Annotated in this window: 13 protein-coding genes; 10 read left to right on the forward strand and 3 right to left on the reverse strand. The window is 66.4% G+C overall.

Annotation, left to right across the window (positions count from 1 at the left end):
• Positions 1-218 precede the first annotated feature (218 nt).
• The 5 genes from AADX97_RS06635 to AADX97_RS06655 all read left to right on the forward strand — a co-directional run bounded on the left by AADX97_RS06635 (position 219) and on the right by AADX97_RS06655 (position 5,316).
• A complete protein-coding gene (locus AADX97_RS06635; protein ID WP_374236530.1) occupies positions 219-1,334 on the forward strand; it encodes a caspase domain-containing protein in 1,116 nt (371 codons plus the stop codon).
• Positions 1,335-1,349: 15 nt separating this feature from the next.
• Positions 1,350-1,721, forward strand: a complete 372-nt coding sequence (locus AADX97_RS06640; protein ID WP_374236529.1) for a hypothetical protein — start codon at positions 1,350-1,352, stop codon at positions 1,719-1,721.
• Positions 1,718-4,621, forward strand: coding sequence for an SUMF1/EgtB/PvdO family nonheme iron enzyme (locus AADX97_RS06645; protein ID WP_374236528.1), 2,904 nt, complete (start codon positions 1,718-1,720; stop codon positions 4,619-4,621). Before AADX97_RS06640 ends, AADX97_RS06645 begins: the two co-directional genes overlap by 4 nt.
• 126 nt (positions 4,622-4,747) lie before the next feature.
• Positions 4,748-5,017 (forward strand): SUMF1/EgtB/PvdO family nonheme iron enzyme, encoded by a 270-nt coding sequence (locus AADX97_RS06650; protein WP_374238576.1) that lies wholly within the window; start codon positions 4,748-4,750, stop codon positions 5,015-5,017.
• Positions 4,993-5,316, forward strand: a complete 324-nt coding sequence (locus AADX97_RS06655) for an RNA-directed DNA polymerase (RefSeq protein WP_374236581.1) — start codon at positions 4,993-4,995, stop codon at positions 5,314-5,316. Before AADX97_RS06650 ends, AADX97_RS06655 begins: the two co-directional genes overlap by 25 nt.
• A 437-nt stretch (positions 5,317-5,753) precedes the next feature.
• On the opposite strand, the gene AADX97_RS06660 is transcribed toward AADX97_RS06655, so the two are convergent.
• Positions 5,754-8,603: an SUMF1/EgtB/PvdO family nonheme iron enzyme gene (locus AADX97_RS06660; RefSeq protein ID WP_374236525.1), complete on the reverse strand. Its 2,850-nt coding sequence runs from the start codon at positions 8,601-8,603 to the stop codon at positions 5,754-5,756.
• A 157-nt stretch (positions 8,604-8,760) separates the two neighbouring features.
• A complete protein-coding gene (locus tag AADX97_RS06665) occupies positions 8,761-11,481 on the reverse strand; it encodes an SUMF1/EgtB/PvdO family nonheme iron enzyme (protein WP_374236524.1) in 2,721 nt (906 codons plus the stop codon).
• A gap of 172 nt (positions 11,482-11,653) precedes the next feature.
• Between AADX97_RS06665 and AADX97_RS06670 the strand changes: the two genes are divergently transcribed.
• From AADX97_RS06670 to AADX97_RS06685, 4 genes are all read left to right on the forward strand, one after another.
• Entirely contained in the window at positions 11,654-12,850 is a 1,197-nt protein-coding gene (locus tag AADX97_RS06670) for an alpha/beta hydrolase (protein WP_374236523.1), read from the forward strand.
• A gap of 547 nt (positions 12,851-13,397) precedes the next feature.
• Positions 13,398-14,108 (forward strand): DUF3581 family protein, encoded by a 711-nt coding sequence (locus tag AADX97_RS06675; protein ID WP_374236522.1) that lies wholly within the window; start codon positions 13,398-13,400, stop codon positions 14,106-14,108.
• Between the two features lie 431 nt (positions 14,109-14,539).
• Entirely contained in the window at positions 14,540-14,740 is a 201-nt protein-coding gene (locus AADX97_RS06680) for a hypothetical protein (protein WP_374236520.1), read from the forward strand.
• A gap of 112 nt (positions 14,741-14,852) precedes the next feature.
• Positions 14,853-15,986 (forward strand): hypothetical protein, encoded by a 1,134-nt coding sequence (locus AADX97_RS06685; protein ID WP_374236519.1) that lies wholly within the window; start codon positions 14,853-14,855, stop codon positions 15,984-15,986.
• A gap of 38 nt (positions 15,987-16,024) precedes the next feature.
• On the opposite strand, the gene AADX97_RS06690 is transcribed toward AADX97_RS06685, so the two are convergent.
• Positions 16,025-16,837 carry a methyltransferase domain-containing protein gene (locus AADX97_RS06690; protein WP_374238618.1) on the reverse strand — a complete coding sequence of 271 codons (813 nt, stop codon included), beginning with the start codon at positions 16,835-16,837 and terminating at the stop codon, positions 16,025-16,027.
• A 412-nt stretch (positions 16,838-17,249) separates the two neighbouring features.
• Here AADX97_RS06690 and AADX97_RS06695 point away from each other — a divergent pair, with 412 nt between their 5' ends.
• Entirely contained in the window at positions 17,250-17,810 is a 561-nt protein-coding gene (locus AADX97_RS06695) for a lipocalin family protein (RefSeq protein WP_374238935.1), read from the forward strand.
• Positions 17,811-18,945 lie beyond the last annotated feature (1,135 nt).

Here is an 18,945-nt window from a genome sequence, read left to right on the forward strand (position 1 = left end):
GGATTCGCAATCACAGCAGCAGAGAGCCCGCCGCCACCGATCGAAAGAGTGTGTTTGACGTCTGGCGGGATGAAAGCGTAAAGCAGACGCCGGAGAGACGTTGCACATTTGCGTGTTCGCGTTGGCACGCGGGTAAACTAAGCTCTCGCCTTGTCGGCGAGCGCCGCGATGGTACGGACGCTCCGCCGGTCTACAGACCACACCCCGAGGAGGTTGCGATGCCGTTCAGTCAAGGCCAGGCGTTGCTTATTGGTATCGGGTCCTATTGTAATGCGCCCGGACTCGACGTTCCCATCACGGCCGCCGACGCCGGGGCTGTTGCCGCGGTCCTTGTGGATCCAGACCTGTGTGCCTATCCACCGGATCAGGTCGCAGTCCTGCATGATGCCATGGCGACGCGCGCCGGGATCCTTGACGCCTTGGATCAGCTTGCTCTCCGTACCGGCGCCGACGACACGGTCTTTCTCTTCTTCTGTGGCCACGGGGACTATGGTGCAGACGGGGACTACTACCTCACCACCCACGACACACGACTGCAGGGACACCAAGTCGCTGCCGGCAGTGGGCTGCGCCAAGGGGAGTTGATCCAGAAACTTCGCGCGATCAAGGCCAAGCGGGTACTCCTTTTAATCAACGCCTGCCATTCTGGCCAGGTTTCGCCGACCCTGGACACAGGCCGGAAAACCTTAAGCGGTCATCCACTTCCTGCGGCCACCACCTCCGCCCTCCTCGCTACGGGCGAAGGGCGCATCATCATCACTGCCTGCCGCGAGGGGCAAGTCTCATACATAGGCGCCGGTACTCTGACCCTCTTCACGCAGGCACTGGTGGACGGATTGCAGGGCAAGGGGACAGTGAGCAGCCGCGGCTACGTTAGCGCCTTCGACCTCTACACCCATCTTTACCACAGCGTCGAAGAGGCGGTGCGTCGGCAGTTTGGCGAATTGCAGGAGCCGGAGCTGACCATACTCAAAGGGGTCGGCCCCCTCGCGGTCGCACTCTACCGCGGCTCGACGGCGATCGGAACATTCGACGACTCCGCAGACCTCCCCGAGGGTACCGCTGCCCGCGAGATCACGCCCGCTCAAGCAGATGCCAGGCTCCGCCAGATCCTTCAGCAGACCGGGGACACCTACAATGCAACGCTGACCGGAGACGGCGCAACTGCTCAAGGTCCAAACGCCGCGGCAGTAGGTGCCCGCGGCGTGCTGGTTCGCGGCAGCAACACCGGGCGCATCAATACCGGAACGCAGATCGATACAGGGGGTGGCGCCTACGTCGGTGGCAATGTGACCAGTGGCGGGGATGTCGTCGGTCGCGACAAGATCCTCTAGGGCGATCAGACGACAGTGGACTCCATTCGAGGCTCGGGTAACGCCATCGGGCGCAGCGCATGGGCGGCCGCGTCGTCGGGTATCCAGCCCGACGAGCTCGATGCCCTCCTCGCACTCCTGGAGCAGAGTGTCGCTCGAGGTGCACCGGCAACGCAGTTGGAGACCGCGAGCCGGCAGGTGCAGCGGATCAAGGCCGAGCTGGCCAGTCCCCAACCCGATCAGGATGGCCGGCTGGCCAAACTCGTCGACGGCCTGGCGGAGATGGTGCCGGGCGCGATCGGTGCCATTGTCGGTGCCTTCGGGAATCCAATTCTGGCCGGTGTCGCCGGGCCGGTGACGAAGGCGGTCCTGGCACGACTCCAAGGTCCCGGAGAGAAGCCGCTGTGACATCGGAGCCTCACGACCCCGGAGGCATCGAGGCGTTGCGGCGCCAGATCGCCGAGCTGCAAGCCAAGCTGGCGTCGGCTGAAGCGACAAACCCGCAAGCGGCCCAATTAAGCCAGCACGGCGGGGACGACGCTCCCGCCGACTCGCCCGCGCCCGGCATCGCGACCCAAGGCGGCGCCGCGATCGAAGGCTCGGTCCAGGTGCCCAATGGCCATTTTATCGGCCGAGACTTCATCCAGATCATCACGCAGGCCGTTCAGGGCGGCGAGGATCCGGCGGAAGCGCAGTCGGTCATCGCGCTCTATCTGCATGTGTTGGCTGCCGACTTGGCCGGCCTCAAACTCGGCGAGATCGATGCCGCCGCGCAGGATCCGAGCCGCGAGCCGCTGCAGCTCGCGGATGTCTACGTCCCGCTCGACACCGGTCTCTCGATACCCGAAGACGCCACGCTTCCGCAGTGGCTCGCGCGCGAGCGGGACGGCACGCGCGACGAGCCTCGCGAGCCCGGCGGGCAGCGCCGGGTCTCGGCACTCGAAGCGCTGGCGATGCATCGCGAGCTCAAGCTGCTCGGCAAGCCGGGCAGCGGCAAGAGCACCTTCGGCGCCCATGTCCTCCTTGCGCTTGCACAAGCCTGGCAAGGACATCACGACCAGCTCGACGCGCTCGGCGAAACTTGGTCGCACGGCCCCCTGCTCCCGATCCGGGTCGTCCTGCGACGATTCGCCGACCGGCTTCCGGAGGGCGATCGACCGGTACGGGCCGGAGACCTCTGGGCCCATATCGGGGAGGAGCTCCAATCCAGCGGCTACGGCCTCTCGTCGAAGACCCTTGACTACGTGCAGCGCATCGCACGCTGCAGCGGTGCACTCATCCTCCTGGACGGGCTGGACGAATGCGGCGCCGGCAACGCGCGTGAGCGGGTGATCGGAGCCGTCCAAGAGCTGATGCGCACCGCCGGCCCCAAATGCCGCTTCCTCCTAACGGCACGCCCCTATGCCTGGCCCGGCGGGGCCGATCCGCGGCGCGGCGTCTACGCCCTGGCCGACTTGAGCGATCCGCAGATCGAGCAGTTCATCGAGGCTTGGTACCAGGCACTGGTCCGGCGCGGATGGCGCTCGCCGGGCGAAGCCGATCGCAAGCGCATCGACTTGCTCGCCGCACGCAACCGGACGGACCTCGACCCGCTCACCCGCAATCCGCTGCTGCTAACACTGATGGCGACCCTCCACACCAACCGCGGCCGTCTCCCGGATGATCGTGCCGATCTCTACGACGAATCGGTCCAGCTGCTGATGCTGCGTTGGAACCGCCAGATCGGCGCCGACAAGGCGTTGCTCGAGGAGCTGGCTATTCCAACCCTCAAGCTTGCGGATCTGCGCGGGGCGCTCGAAGAGTTGGCCTTCAAGCTGCACGAAGAGAGCACCATTCCCGCGAACCTGGCCGGCCTTGAATCCGATCGGACTGCGGATGTAGGGGAAGACCGTTTGATTCGCTCTCTGCGTCCGCTGCTGCAGAACAGCCGGGACAAGGCGGCCGTGGTCGTGGACTACATCGAGAAGCGAGCCGGTCTGCTGGTCGGCCAAGGCGAGATGGATGACGAGCGGCAGTTCAGCTTTCCCCACCGCACCATTCAGGAGTTCCTCGCGGCCTGTCATCTGCAGGCGCAGGATGACTTCCCCGCCGAGTGCGTCCGCCTGGCTCGCTTTGCGCCGGGTCACTGGCAGGTTGCACTGCCGCTGGCCGCTCGGCTTGCCAAGGTCGAGCGCGGCTCCAGCGCGGCCGACGAGCTCGTCGGCGGGACCTCGATCGCCGAGCTCGGTGCACAGCGGCAACCGGGCGCTGCCGACTGGCGTTGTGCCTTGATGGCCGGACTCCAGCTGCGCGAGATCGGTCTCGGCGCCGTGGACACGCGCGATCGCACACGGGCCATCAAGACGCGGGTCGCAGGCTGGCTTGCAGCGTCGCTGCCGGTGCACCCGGACGATGGCGGCATGCCTGCGCCAGTGCGCGCCCTTGCGGGGGATGTGCTCGCCGCGCTCGGGGATCCCCGTTTCGACCCGGACCGCTTCCATCTACCTGCCGACGATTGGCTCGGATTCGTTCATGTCCCTGCCGATCCCGCGTTTCGGATCGGCACACGTTACTCGGACGCGCAACGCATCGCCGAGGTCGTCGGGCACGAGATTCCCGAATACGAGCTCAACGACGCACTGACTCCAACATCGGACTTCTTCATCGCACGCTATCCCGTCACGGTGGCACAGTTCCGAGCCTTTTTGGAAGCGACCGGATGCCGGCCGCGCGACGTGGACGCGTTGCGCGATACTGAAAGCCGGCCCGTGCGCTGGATCGATTGGCAGGAGGTGCTGGCCTATTGTCGATGGCTGCATCAGCAGTTGGCTTGCGCACCGGAGCTAGAAGGATGCGCTGCAGCCAATCTGGTGCGCGGCAAGGCATGGCAGGTCGCGCTGCCGAGCGAGTTGGAGTGGGAGAAGGCGGCACGAGGCGGTCAATTGGATACCATCTTCTCGTGGGGAGATGACCCGAATCCAGAACGTGCGAATTATACAAACTCGGCAATCGGTGATACCTCGGTCGTTGGATGCTTCCCGCCCAACGGGTTCGGTCTCCATGACCTCCTCGGCAATACCTGGGAGTGGACGCGTAGTCTCTGGGGCAAGGACTTTAGGCCGCCCGACTTCGGGTATCCTTATGACCCGGCGGATTCCACGCGAGAGGTACTCGAAGCTAGAGACGATGTCTTCCGGGTCGTGCGCGGCGGCGCGTGGGGCTCCCGTCAAGACCTCGCGCGCTGCGCCTATCGCCTAGCGAATCGACCCGACAACCGTTACTACAGCCTGGGCTTTCGGGTGGTGTTGCGCGCCTCCCCTGTTTCCTGACTCCGGTCTCCGGTGCTCTGTCCTCCGAAACTCCGGATACCGGACTCCGGAGGGGGTGCGGGGGAGCCTTCCCCCGCCGCCGCGCGCAGCGCGGAATTGTTCGCGCTATCATGGCGCCGCTGGATCGTGTATCCAGCCAGGCGGTCTGGAGAGGTCGTGCGCGGCGGCTCGTGGAACAACCATCAAGACAACGCGCGCTGCGCCTATCGCAACAGGAATCAACCCGACAACCGGAACAACAACCTGGGCTTTCGGGTGGTGTTGCGCGCCTCCCACGTTCTTCTGCCTCTTCTTCTGGTCCTGCTCCCGAGCTGGACGACGCTCCGGGACACCCGTGCCGAGCGCGTTGCGGAAATGCCGGTCGATCCGCTGTGCCGGATTTGCTCGCCGAGGTGAAGGAAGAAGAACAGCGCAGGACTTGTCTGGTCCGGTGGCTCATGGATCTCATCCTGGCCAGCAGCGACCGCGTGCTCGCGGACGAGCACTGTCTGCTCTATTACCCCGGCGATGATCTGCTCGCAGGCTGTCGTCCCCGTGGCTTGCCGAGCGGCAATCTCACCTCGCAGTTCTGGTCGAACGTCTACCTGACCGACTTCGATTGGATTGCCCACCGCGAGTTGGGATGCAGAGCCTATTTGCGCTACGTCAACGACATCGCCTTCTTCAGCGACAGCAAGCGCCAGCTCTGCGCGTGAAAGCGCGCCATCATCGAGCGCCTGGCAGGCGACCAGCTCCGGATCCACGAGACCGCAGCCCAGGTGCTGCCGACGCGCTGCAGAATTCCCTAGCTGGGCTTCGTCGTCTATCCGACGTACCGCCTCATCAAGCGCCGGAACGCCGTCAATTTCACCCGGCGCTTCGAGCGCAATCTCGACGCCTACCAAGCCGGGAGGATCTCCTTCGCGGAGCTCGATGCCGGCGTGCAGGGCTGGATCAACCATGTCCGTTACGGGGAAACCTGGGGACTGCGCGAGCATCTGTTTGCCGGCCACCCGATTCCCCGCCAGGAGCGCTGATGACGCCCGAGACGGTGGGCTTAACGCCGCGCTGCGCGCGGCCGGGCAAGTTCCCCCGTGACCCCTTCACAGTCCGGATCTCAGAACTCCGGAGGCCTGAGGACCAGAAATTGGAGTCAGAACGCACGGGTTGCGCGCAACACCACCCGAACGCCCAGGTCGGGGATCCGGTTATCGGGTTGAATCCCGAAGCGAAAGGCACAGCACGCGAGGTGTTGAGGGGCGAGCCACGAGCCGCCGCGCACGACCCGCAAGACTTCGTCTCCAGCATCGATTACCTCTCGCGTGGCATCGGCCGGGTCGTAAGGATGTCCGAAGTCGGGCGTCTCAAATTTTTTGCCCCACAGACTGCGCGTCCACTCCAAGACGTTGCCACTCAGCTCCTCGCAACCGTAAGGACTGAAGCCCGCGCGATAGCAGCCGACCGCGCTCGTCTCGCCGATCGCCAACTCGACATTCGCCATCTCGCCATCGAAGTGATCGCCCCAGGGATAGACGCGCGCCTGATAGGGATTCTGCGTCCAGGACCGAGTCGATCTGTCCTGCAGCTGACTGATCAGGCGATCCAAAGAAAGAGGCCCGTTGTCCGCCACCAGTTGCTCGCCTCCACGTGCGGCCTTCTCCCATTCGGCCTCGGACGGCAGGGTGACGATAAACCCTTCAGGCAGGCGCTCCCGCCATGCCGCGGTGAGGTGGTCACAGAACAGAAGAGCGTCGTGCCAGCTCAACTCTACGACCGGATCGTTGTCCCTACCCCGTGGCTCGACGTCGTCCGCGGTGGCTCCACCGCCGCTTCGCAGGTACTCGCGCCACTGGGCGACGGTAATCGGAAAGCGGCCGATGAAGTAGGGATAGGGCAGATCGACGCGGTGCCGGGGCTGTTCGTCGGCAAAGCCGCTGTCGTCCTCGCCCATGAGGAAGGTTCCGGGCGGCACCAGGCAGAACTGCATGCCGTCCAGCGTCATCACCTCCGGGCGCGGATCGCCGAGCACGGCAAGCGACCGCCCGGCCAGCGCGCGCTCGGTCGCGGGAAGACGATTGTCCCGCAGTATGGCGAGTTGCCAATCACGCACCCGCGCGCGCTTGGCTTCGTCGCGCGGCGCGACCTTGTCGAGGTCGGCGCACTCCACCAGGATACGCCCGGCCAAGAGTCCGCCCCAGTGGTCCTCGGCGGGGGTGGAGACCGCCGGCGCCTTTGGACAGAGCGTCTCGGCCAGCGCCCAAGCGCTGAGCGAAGACCCGCGCGCGGCCTTGGCGCCCGCCAACAGCGCCACCTCGCGCCAGCGCCCGGGATCCGTGCGGGCCAGCTCGGCCAGCTTGTCCGGGAACTCGTCGTTGGTGAGGTGGCAGGCGGCGAGATACTCCTGAAAGGAGCGGTGCGGGAATTGGTACATGCCGACTCCGTGGGAAACCAGGATGCCGGCGCGGTCGCGCAGATAGCGTTCCAGCAATGCGACGTCGGGCGGCTCCTCGCGGCGGTTGCCGGCATTGAGCAGGGCCGCGATCAGGGTCTCCTGGCGGATGTCGGCGGTGCCCGTGAGCTGCGGCTGGTCGCGGTGCGCCTCGAAGGCGAGGCGATCGAGCTGTCGGCGAATGGCGTCGCGCTCGGCGTTCAGCCCCTCTGCCAGGCTGGGCTCGATCACCTTGGTGCCGTCGTCGCGGACCCGAATCTTCATGCGCTCCCATTGGGTGAGCAGCATCTCTACCGCCTTGTCGTAGAGCTCTTCACGTTTCTCCGGCAGCGCGCCGCCGGCCTCGGTCTGGAGCTTGGCGATCAGCGTCAAGAGCAGCGGGCGCTCGGCCAGCTCGCGGAGGCGCTCGCTGTGCTCGACCGCGCGGATCAGGACCGCGGCGCGGTCGTTCGCATCGGACTCGCCCAAGCGCTGCAGCTCGACCATGTGTCCGTACCAGGCGTGCACGAAGCGGCCGATCTGCTCGGTCGTGAAGGGCAGCAGATGGGCTTCGCCGAAGCCGTCGAGCTTCCAGTCCTGGCGCTGATAGGCATAGGTGCGGCTGGTGACCAGAAAGCGACACTTCGAAAAGGTCGCAACGAAGTCCTGCACCGCTTGCTTGATCTGAACCCGGCGACCGCCGGCGTCCGGGACTTCGTCCAGGCCGTCCAGGAGCACCAGACCACCTTTGTCGAGGAGGTGCTGCTGCAGGTGGGGCGCGAAGTCTTCGAGTGCGGCCTGCTTCAGGCGTCCGCAGATGAACTCCCAGAGGGTCTGTGCCGCCACCGGCGTGCCGGGCAGCGGCAGTTGGCTGGCCAAGTCCCTGAGGACCACAAAGACCGGCAGCAGAGGCTCATGGTTCCAGCGTTGGGGTTGGGACTCCTTATCGGCATCGTCTCCCCTCGCAAGCGGTGCGGTCAGGGTCGCGAGGCCAAGTCCGGGGACCTCCAACAGCTCGCCGGCCATGCAGAGCGCCACGATGCTGGCGAAGGTGCTCTTGCCGCTGCCCGGACCGCCCAACAGGACGAGGCGGTTGTCGGTATTGAGCACATCCACGGCGGAGGCTTTGCGCTGCGATCCTTCCGGTGATCGACCGAGGAGCGCCGAGCGCTCGTTGGGGTCCGCGTCCACGGCGCTGCGTTGGGTCAGCAAAGCCGTGTAGACCGCCGAGAGCCGAACCTGTGCACTGGCCCCGTCGCCGGTGAAAAGCGGCAACTGATCCGCCTGACACAGAATGCGGGCGAGGTAGGCGCGCCGCAGGTCCGCGGGGCTGGCGCCGGGGCGGGTGCCCTGCTGGATCAAGACGCCCGTGTTGATGACCCCGTCATTGTTGCCCTGAACGCCGACGCCGGCCGCGCCGATTGCGATCGCGTCCTGACCTTGAGCGACGGCGCCCGAGCCTTGAAGCTGGGCGCTTAGGGTGGCGGCCGCGGTGTCGTACGTGTCTTGATCGAGGAAACCCGCGTCCAGGGCGCGCTTGAGCTGTTCCAGTCGTGTGAGCGGCTGTTCCGTCATTTCACTCTCCGCGAATCGGCGTGATCTCTGTTCCGAGGCGTGCGAATCTCTGCGACGGAATGATAGCTGTTCTCGCTGTCGTGCACCGCGCGCCGAGTGGGGGCGACGTGCGGCGCGCGGCGGGAGAAGGCTCCCCCGCACCCACTCCGGAGACCAATCAGAGTACAGGGGGGGCGCGCAACACCACCCGAAAACCAAGGCCGTAGAACCGGTAGTCGGGAAGAAGACTGTAGCGAAAGGCGGTGCGCGCGACGTCGGGAAGGGCATACCATGAGCCGCCGCGCACGACCCGAAGGATGGCCTTGGATGCATTCTGTGCCTCTCGCTTGGAATCGGACGGGTCGTAAGGATATCCAAAATCAGGCGACCCAAAGTCTTCGCCCCAGAGGCTGCGTGTCCATTCCCAGACATTGCCCGCCATATCCAGGCATCCATATGGACTGGCACCTTTGAGGAAGCTGCCGACCGGCGTGGTGCCATCGAATCCGAAGTCCCGAGCATTGCACTTCGCCGCATCGAAGGCGTCTCCCCATGGATAGGCACGCGAGTCCTCAGAGCCCCGCGCTGCCTTCTCCCACTCTGCCTCGCTCGGCAGTGTGATCGACTTCCCTGTCGCCTCGGCGAGCCAACGGCAATAGGCCAAGGCATCCCGAAATCCGACTCCGGTGACCGGGTGAGACTCTTGGCTCCGCGGCGGACGCCGGCCATTCCAATCACTTGGCGCCTCATGATCGGATGCCTCGATGAAGAGCGCATATTGGGCATTGGTGATGGGTACGCGCCCGATCCTGAATTCCGAGAGCTGGACGCGATGCGCTTCAGCGCCTTCACCCATGGTGAAGGCGCCGGCTGGGATGCAAACCCACTCGGGCTCGCCATGTGGCCGCGACCAGAACTGTGTGCCGCCGATCCGGCTCAGCGCCTCGGCCGCCGCAATCCGTCGGCTCACCACCTGCTCCGGAGTCATTCGTCGTGTGAGGAGAGTGTGCACGATGCGCAGCGGCCCCCGAAGGGGACGCGAGCCGAACTCGCGCTGCAAGCGTGTACGAAGCTCTCTCTCGAGGTCGTCCTCGATTCGGCTCGCACCGGCGTCGCGCAGGCACTCGGCTGCCAGGACGAGGTTGTGGTAGAGCTGCGGCTCACGCTTGGAATCGGCGAGGGCGCGGATGAGACGAGTCGTACGTTTTTTGCTCTGGGTGCTGAGGTGGCCCGCTTCGAGCAAGATCACCTCGCGCCACCAAGGATCCGAAGAGCGCGCCAACGTGTAGTCGAGATAGTCATCTCGCCCGGAAACGGCCAAGGCCGCGAGATACTCCTGGAAGGTCAGATGGGAGAACGCATAGGTCCCCTCGGCGCGCGCAATCAACAAGCCTGTACGCTCGGCGATGACGCCAAGGAAGCGACCCACAGTCGCCTCCAGCCCACGAGAATCGTTAGTCGAGCTGCGAAGTTCCTCTCCGAGCAAGTCTTTCAAGGGTCCGACGTCGATTTCCTTGATGTTTCGTTCGTGCATCGTCAGGGCAACCTGCTGCAGCACGAGCCGGCGGTCGCCGGCATCGAACACGCCGTCGCTCAGGATCTGCGACTCGGGAACGCCGCGCGCCTCGTCCCACTTGCCCAGCAGGACGTCGACCGCCTCTTGGTACAGCTCGGCCCGACGGTCCGGGAGCTTGACCCGATCACGGTGGATCAAAGCGATGACGGTCAGCATCAGCGGATTGATGGCGAGGTCACCGACGCGCTCGTTCTGGGCGATCGCATTGAGTAGCTGATCCGTCTGAGAAGTGGCGAGCGCCTCGGCCTCCGCGCCGGGACCGTGCTGCCCGATAGCCACCAAACGATGCCACTGGGTGAGAAAGCGGCGGATGTCCTCCGGCGAGAAATCGCGAACCGTGGTCGTGGCGTACCCTTCGCTCAGCCGCGAGGCGTCCGTGTAGCCCCGGATGCGGCTGGTGACCACATAGCGGCACTCCGGGTAGGCGCGGGTAAAGGCATCGACGAGCCTTGCGACGCGGCGACGCAGATCCGGCTCGGCGATCTCGTCGAGTCCGTCAAGCAGGACAGCGGCCTTCCCGGCCTTCAGCCAATCGTCAAAAAAGTGGCCGGGGACTTCGATCCGCTCGGCGGCGAGCACGCGCGTCAGAAACTCCAAGAGGAGGGCGTGCCCCTCGGTCCCATCGTCCTTGGGGCGGTGCTCTTTGAGGTAACGCCCGATCTGGCGCAGGGGCATGAGGATCGGCAGCGTTCCCGGTTCGGTCAGGCCGAGGTTTTCCCGAGCCAACCCGGTGCCTTCCGCGAGATCTCTGGCGAACAGCAGTGCGAGGTAGCGCAGGAGTGTGGTCTTGCCGCAGCCGGGGTCGCCCAGGACAACGAGGCGCCGATGCTCGGCGAGTGCCTGATTGACGGAGACATCCGTGATGTCGCGCGGCGGCTCATCCCGGCGATGCCGGTGGTGCTCGCCCGGTGCCAGGAGACCCTCAGCCTTGAGCCAGTCGGCCCGTGTTCGCTCCTCCGGAACGCGTGCAGTGCGCAGGGTGATGTAGATCCGATCCAGCTCGATGTTGACGAGCCGGCCGCCGGAACGGATGCCCTGCAGCTGCAGGTAGCGGTTCTGCCCGATGAGATGCTGAAGGTAGCGCCCGAGGAGGGTATGGCGATCCACCGCTGTCATCGCGACCGGCGCATCGCCGATGACGACGGTGGCGCCCTGCTCCGCATAGACGACCCGAGCACCTTCATTGGCGTGAATCGAGCGCCCGGTGTTGATGTCGCCCGGATTGTCCCCCCCGATCAGGACGGCACCGGCGCCGAGCGCCGTCGAGGAATCGGCGGCAATCGCGCCATCGCCGGTCAGTTGGGTGCTTGATTGTTCCGTCATGTCACGCCCCGTTCGATTTCAGTCACGAGCGAGCTCCGGTAGGCGGTTATGATAACGGAACAATTCCGTGTATTGGATTGGCTTCGGTGCGGCGATTGAGGTCGTAACTTACTCCAGGAGTGCGTTCATGGCTCTGATTCGGTCCACAAATGCCCCTTCGATCGATGAACTTATGAGAGCCCTCGACGATGCGGTTCAGGCCGGCAATCGGGAGATCGCTCTCGCGCTCTCGCAAAAGATCCAGCGACGTCTGGCCGCGGAGGCCGCTGAATCGCAAACCATTGAACAGAAGGTACGCGCGCTGCTGACAGACCTCGACCGCCGGGGCTTGCAACCGCAGAAGAGCACACCGAAGGTACTGTCGATTGACCCGGGAGCGGCAACGGGCTCCGGCGTTGTCTTTCCCGTCTGGTTCGGTACCAATCGGAGGCCCGACGGACGCGGCGGTTACGGTGTCGAGCGACATGACGAGATCTCCCGCGGCCGAGTGCTGGTGCATGTTCCGGAAGCCCACCGCTTCGGCGAGATCGGCAATAGCTTCTGGACACGGCTGTGTCGCTTTGATCTGCGAGACGACAGATTAAAGGTGCAAGCCATCGAAGCCAGAGAGCAAGTCGCATTTTTCCATGAGATTCAGGAGGCAATGGCGGCGGCGCGCGAGAGCAAGGAGACTCCCCATGCGCTGGTCTTCCTGCACGGATTCAATGTGGATTTCGAGGAGGCGGCGATCCGTGCAGCCCAGCTTGGTTGCGATCTGAAGGTGCCCGGGGCAACAGCCTTTTTCAGCTGGCCATCGCGCGGCAGCGTAACCGCCTACACGGCCGACGAGGCGACCATCGAGGCGAGCGAAGCGGCAATCACCGCGTTTCTCATCGACCTTGTCGAGCACTGCGGTGCCGACCGAGTTCACCTGATCGCGCACAGCATGGGCAACCGGGGCCTGCTCCGTGCGCTGCAGCGAATCGCCAGCAACGCCGAGACCAGTGGACGGATTAAGTTCGGCCAGATCTTCCTGGCCGCGCCGGACGTCGACCGTGACCTCTTCCTTGACCTCGCGAGGCTCTATCCGAATCACAGCGAGCGAACGACGCTCTACGCCTCCGATGCAGACAAGGCCGTGCACCTATCCGCCCGCGTGCACGATGCCCCGCGTGCAGGATACTTCAAACCGTACACAGTCGTTGACGGGGTCAACACGATCGCCGTACCAGACTTCGATGTCGACCTCTTGGGCCACAGCTATTTCGCGGAGGCGGAAGCGCTTCTGCACGACATATTCGACCTCATGCGCAACAACCAGGATCCTGATCGGCGGCAGCGACTCAAACGCTCGGGCGCGGTTCAGCCTATTTGGACGTTGACGAGGTAGGGTGTGCGCAGCGAGCTACATCGCCGACACTAAGCGCTTGAGGGACGCGATCGCCTAAACCGTGCGACCGCTCTATAGCGGATTTCTGCCGGTGCGACTGCAGTTCAGGATGCGACCAATGGGGTCTGCGTCGGTCGGTGCACTTCGGTTGCTCGGTGACCGCTGTCAGGATTGATGAGTCACCACGCTGCGAAAGACCGGTGACGGCTTCCCGGAACACAGTCGGAGGCACTCCGCGGTATCCGCTTCGGTGATACTCGATGCTCGCGGATGGTGGGGCGGCGTTGTCCAACGCTGACGTCTCGTAGTGGATCTGACACGGCATCTCAGCTTAACCTCGACACTGCCGGGGTGCCGGGGTGCCGGCGAGGGCTGGCTTCTCCAAGTGGCCTCAGCGTCTGCAGGGATGAACCGCGTGGTGCGTGGGCACGAAGCGCCAGTGTTCCCCGAGGGCAATCAGCGCCAACCCGATCCCTTGCGCGGTCGATGTCCTTTCCTCGCCCCGGTGGCAGGTCGCCCGGCCTCCCCGACCTCGGAGCTTTGAGCCATGTTTCTCGATCCTTTCCACGCGGCCGAAGACGGCACGCTCCGCATCTCCGCGCCGCAAGGCAGCGCCTTCGCCAAGGAGGTCGCGGGTGACTTCAATCCGATCCACGATGCGACGAATCCGCGCTTCTGTGTCCCCGGCGATCTCCTCTTTGCACTTGTCCTCGCCCGATGTGGTCTTGCGCGCCGGATGACCTTTCACTTCACCGGAATGGTCGGAGCGGATACCGCATTGAACGTCATTGAGAGCGGCGCCGGCGTCCTGGTCGAGACGGTCGACGGCAAGCCCTGTCTCGAGGTCGAGCGTTCGGGACCGGTGACCCGGGATCTGGTCATGATTGAATCGCTGGTGCGCCGCTACGTGGCCTTTTCGGGTCGGAATTTTCCGCACATCCTGGTGCCGCTCATGGAGCAGCAGGGTGTGATGATCAACCCGGATCGGCCGCTGGTGATCTATGACCGGATGTCGTTCGAGCTGGACCGATTGGACTGCCCCGACGTGGACATTGCTCTGGAATCGACCGAGCTGGAGGTGACGGGCAAGCGCGGCGAGGCCCGACTCGGGTTCCGCCTGACGGCCGCCGGGGAGCCGGTCGGGCAGGGCGCGAAGACCCTCATCCTGAGCGGCTTGCGGGCCTATGAGCCCGAAGCGTTACGGGGGTTGGTCGAGCGCTATGCCGGGTGGAAGACAGCCTATCTCGCTGGCGTCTGACCGCCTTATGGATGCTGGCACGGGAGCTGCGAGGGGCTGAGCTGGACATGCCCCCAGCTCGGAGACGTCGGCAGGCCTCAGGCTGCAATCCATGTCGGGCAGGGCGATGCAGTCTTCCAAAGTGGGGTTTTTGTGCGGTTTGGGCTAGAAACCCCATGGTTCGGCCGCGACGGCTCGCCAACAGGATTGAAGAGTCACCGTCTTTCGGGTGCTGGGTGACCGGTCACGGCTGAACCTCGACGCCCTGCCGACCCGGATCGGATCGTCACGCCCGACGGCGTCATCGCCCATGAGACGTCCCGCTGGCTACGGATCACAACCGGGTCGAGCCGGTTACGCTGCACGCGCGGGGATCATCGGCGCCGATGGCTCGCACCTGCTTGGCGCGGCCGCGCGCGCTACCCGCCCGTCCCATCACCCGGAGAACCTCGATGCGCTGGAAGACCGCCTACCGCTCCTTCTACTACGCGCAGGCCCCCGAGCCCGAGGACCTGGTGCTGGACCCGGCCGAGACGGCGCTGCTGTGCATCGACGTGCAGAACCTCTATCTGGAGATCCCGGCCGATCCGCAGGAGGCCGCGCGCTGGTTCCCCTTCCACCGGCGCATGCGCGAGATCGTGATCCCGACATGATCTACTGCCAGGTGCTCGGCAGCGTGGAGCTGCGGGACATCATGGGGCTTTGAGGGCGCGCGGTCATGCGCTCGCGCGGGCCTCGTCATCTCATTGCAGCGAGGACACGAGGATGAACCCGACACGCGCCCGGATCGGCGACGCCCTGATCCTGATCCTGATCCTGCTGGGGTGCTGCATGGCGAGTCACGCGGCGACGCCGGCCACGAGCGAGACGATCACCACGCCGCCGCCCGGCAGCCCGGAGCGGGGCGCGATCCTCGACGCCTTGCGCGCGGAGCTGACGCACCTGACGGGGCCGGATCTGGTCTTCGTCGTCGCGACCCTGCGGGTGCGCGCGGGCTGGGCCTGGATCGAGGCCGCCCCGCAATCGCGCGACGGGGCGCGCCGCTACGAGGACGTCACCGCGCTCCTGCAGCAGCAGGACGGGCGCTGGGCGGTGCAGGTACTCGGCCCCTGTGACGAAGAAGACGACCCGGCGGCCTGCGCCGCGGACACCGACCCCGAGCGGCTCCTGGAGCGGTTCCCGACGCTGCCGCCGGGCCTGGTGCCGCGCGAGGCCGGGTCCGGCGCGAACGCGGTGCGCGAGGGTGCGTCCGACACGACGGCGGACGGCTGCGCACCGCCGCGTCTCGTGCGCTCCTCGCGGGACTGGGGTGACGTATTCGCCGAGCTCGACCGGACCCCTCCGCACGAGTCGTCTCCAGGGTGGAGCACACTCTCGGGCGACCTGCGCATCCAGGGCACGGTGATCCTGGAGAGCGGGCAGATCCCGCGCGACCCGACCTGTCTCGAACGCGACGAGTGTCGGCCGCGCGTCGTCCTGGCGATGCCTTCGGCCGACCTGCCGGGCGTGCGCTGCACCCGCACGCTGGAGTCCGACACCGAGACCTTCTGCGATCGGCTGGAGCTGCGCGACACCCTGGTGCGTTGGCATGCCGGTCGCTGGAGCATGCCGCCCTGGACCGCCTGGACGATCCCGATGGTGCAATTCCTCCCGGCCTGCGCCACGCCATGCCCACCCGGACACCGGCGCTGCCCGACGGATCGGATCTGTCGGAGCACCGACGATGATGAGTATTGTCTGGGTTGCCTGCGGAAGGCCCCGGACGTGTGCGCCTGTCGCGATGCGAACGGCGCGCGGCCGGAGCGCGCCGCGTGCCGTTTTATGGTGTCGCGCGATCGCCTGCTGGAGGGCCGATGTCGGCAGGGGCGCTGTGTGCCCGACGAGCCCGACGAACGATGATGCACTCGGATAGCGCGGACCGGCATGGGCCGTGTCGCTCACCGGGTGCCGACGACGGTATAGGCGGTGAGACTGCACAGGAAGCCGCCGGTGCGGCCGAGCAACGCCTGCTCGGCGCGCCATGCCTCGGCCGCCGCCGCCGAGAGGGCGCCGTCGCGCACCGCGCGGTCGAGGGTGTCCGACACGTTGTAGACGCGGTCGGCCAGGTCGACCTCCCGGATCAGCGAGACGCTCGGCTCGACGTGCACGGCGTGAAAGCCGGCCGCGAGCAGCATGCGCGGCAGGTCCCGTCCGATCCAGGGGTTGGTGAAGGCATGGGCCCAGCGGCTTTGGACGAGCGCTGTCGTCTCGCGCAGGCGGCTGCTCAGGGCGAAGGTGCCCCAGTCGTTGTCGTAGGCGAGCAGGCACCCGCCGGGGCGCAGCACGCGCGCCGCCTCGTCGATCGCCCGTTGCGGGTCGCGGATGTGCTGCAGGACGCGATCGATCCGGCAGCGATCCACGCTCGCCGGCGCGAAGGGCAGGGCGCGGGCATCGGCCTGCACGAACGCGAGCCCGTTTGCCGCGGCGGTGCGCGCCCGCGCCTCCGCCAGCAGGCGCCGGCTGCGGTCGATGCCGAAGACGCGCCCGCGGGGTGCGACCCGCTCGGCCAGGCGGCGGGCGTCGTCGCCGAGTCCGCAGCCGATCTCGAGGATCGTCTGACCGGCGTGCAGATCGAGCAGGACAGCGCTGCGCGCCTTGTAGGCCCGGAAGTAAGGCAGTGAATCGAGCAACTCCAGGCAGCGGGTGTAGTCCGCCGTGCGCGTGCTCGCATCGACATCGGGGAAGCCGGCGGCAAGATACTCGGCGGGCATCGGCGTGAGGCGCAGGGCCGGGGGCAGGAGAGAAAGTCGCCATCATCCCGCAAACGGCGGCGATCGTCGCCGGGTCGTTTCGACCCCGGTCACGCGCCACGCCGGATCCCGAGCCGCTCATCGCTCGACGACGGACGCGTCCTCGGGCGAGGGGATGACCCGGCGCGGCCTTGCCCTTGCCTTGCCCTTGCCTTGACAGGTCTTTCGGACGGTCCCTAGCCTGCCGCGGCGCTCATCGTCGGCGTCGCGATGCGGGATCGGCCGGGCGCGATGGCCCGTGCGTGCTCGCCGCGGCGCACCTCCCGTGCCGTCCGGCGCGACCCGTGACGCCGAGGGACGCGCATCCGAGCGGGTCACGAGCCCTCGCGGGACGGGCAACCGACACCCACATCCACCCGACCCGGTACCCGCGATGAATCCTCGCCCGTGGCTGCTCGTACTTTTCCTCCTGCTCCCGATGCTGTTGGCGGCCGGTTGTACCGGCGTGCCGGAGGGCATCGCGCCGGTGCGGGGCTTCGACGCCGAGCGCTACCTCGGCACCTGGCATGAGATCGCCCGTCTGGACCACCGCTTCGAGCGCGGTCTGGAGCAGGTGACCGCCACCTACAGCCGGCGCGAGGACGGAGGTCTTGCCGTGCTCAACCGGGGTTACGAACCGGCCAAGGAGGTCTGGAGAACAGCGGAGGGCCGCGCCTACTTCCAGTCCACTCCGGACGTTGCCAGCCTGAAGGTCAGTTTCTTCGGCCCCTTCTACGGCGGCTATCACGTTTTCGAGTTGGATCCCGAATACCGCTGGGCGATGATCTCGGGGCCGACGCGGGAGTATTTGTGGATCCTGGCCCGGCAACCGCAACTGCCGGCCGAGATCCTGGGGGATCTGATCGCCAAGGCACGGGTGGCCGGCTTCGAGACCGGCGCGTTGATCTTCCCCCTGCCCAGCGTCGAACCGGCCGCGACTGCCAGCCCCGGATGAGGATCTGTGAATGATCCTCCCCCAGCGGATGTAAGAGACGAATCAAATCCCCAGCTCGCTTTGTCCCTGTCCTTGTCCTTGTCTCTGGCGTCGTGTGCCGGGGATTGGGACAACGCGCTCCGCACTTCGCCGAGGTCACATCGAACCGCTGAACTCGGACCGAAGCACGGAGTCGTGACCGGCGACCTTCAGCCTGCCCCGGCGGAGTGCGTAGGTGCGGGCGGATCTCGTTTGGCAATAAGCGCTCGGCGGGACGTAGCGTCCTCGCATCCGGGATCGGGTTCGGGATCGCTGCAATGCTCGCCGCAACCACCGATGAGAATCCCCCGGTCGTGCCCGCCCGGTTGGCGGCGTTGTGTGCCGGAAACCGGGCGGGCACGCACCTTGGGAGCTTGCGACCCTCGGGGGTGCGGGGCTCACCCCGTATGAAATCGGTCGGCCCCATGCGGTGTTCGGCGTCGTTTGCCGATCAGCGCATGGGGCCGCTCCACTCTCCCGGCGGGGGTCGGGGGGATCGAATCCCCCGGTCGTGTTCCCCCGGTTGCCGGCGTCGTGTGCCGGGAACCGGGGGAACACGCTCCTCGGAGCTTGCGACCCTCGGGGGAGTGGGGCTCTCCCCGCATGAGAATCGGTCGTGGCCGGGCGGTGGTTGGCGTCGTTGGCCAATCACCGCCCGGCCGCGCTCAGATCCTGCAGTGGGTGTGCCGTGCCACGGAGCCCGGACCGAAGCACGGAGTCGGGACCGGCGCCCTTCAGCCGGCCCCGGCGGAGTGCGAAGGTGCGGGCGGATCGAGCATGGCGATGAGTGAGCGTCGGACGTTGCGCCCTCTCAGCCGAGATCGGGTCTCAGACTCGCGATCAGCCCCGCGACACCACCGATGAGAATCCCCCGGTCGTGCCCGCCCGGCTGCTGGCGTCGTGTGCCATGAGCCGGGCGGGCACGCACCTTGGAGCCTGCGACCCTCGGGGGAGTGGGGCTCTCCCCGCATGAGAATCGGTCGGACCCGTGCGCTGTTCGGCGTCGTGTGCCGATCAGCGCATGGGGCCGCTCCACTCTCCCGGCGGGGGTCGGGGGGGATCGAATCTCCAGGTCGCGTCGCCGCCGGTCTCTGGTGTCGTTTACCAGGGACCGGCG

Source organism: Thiocapsa sp. C2-2m (assembly GCF_041903745.1).
Lineage (GTDB): Bacteria > Pseudomonadota > Gammaproteobacteria > Chromatiales > Chromatiaceae > Thiocapsa > Thiocapsa roseilacustris.

Excerpts from the sequence above, each read along its gene's own strand:
- AADX97_RS06690 (WP_374238618.1), bottom strand. The coding sequence starts at position 16,837 with ATGCCCGCCGAGTATCTTGCCGCCGGCTTCCCCGATGTCGATGCGAGC.
- AADX97_RS06680 (WP_374236520.1), top strand. The coding sequence starts at position 14,540 with ATGCGCTGGAAGACCGCCTACCGCTCCTTCTACTACGCGCAGGCCCCC.
- AADX97_RS06665 (WP_374236524.1), bottom strand. The coding sequence starts at position 11,481 with ATGACGGAACAATCAAGCACCCAACTGACCGGCGATGGCGCGATTGCC.
- AADX97_RS06660 (WP_374236525.1), bottom strand. The coding sequence starts at position 8,603 with ATGACGGAACAGCCGCTCACACGACTGGAACAGCTCAAGCGCGCCCTG.
- AADX97_RS06685 (WP_374236519.1), top strand. The coding sequence starts at position 14,853 with ATGAACCCGACACGCGCCCGGATCGGCGACGCCCTGATCCTGATCCTG.
- AADX97_RS06695 (WP_374238935.1), top strand. The coding sequence starts at position 17,250 with ATGAATCCTCGCCCGTGGCTGCTCGTACTTTTCCTCCTGCTCCCGATG.
- AADX97_RS06675 (WP_374236522.1), top strand. The coding sequence starts at position 13,398 with ATGTTTCTCGATCCTTTCCACGCGGCCGAAGACGGCACGCTCCGCATC.
- AADX97_RS06670 (WP_374236523.1), top strand. The coding sequence starts at position 11,654 with ATGAGAGCCCTCGACGATGCGGTTCAGGCCGGCAATCGGGAGATCGCT.
- AADX97_RS06635 (WP_374236530.1), top strand. The coding sequence starts at position 219 with ATGCCGTTCAGTCAAGGCCAGGCGTTGCTTATTGGTATCGGGTCCTAT.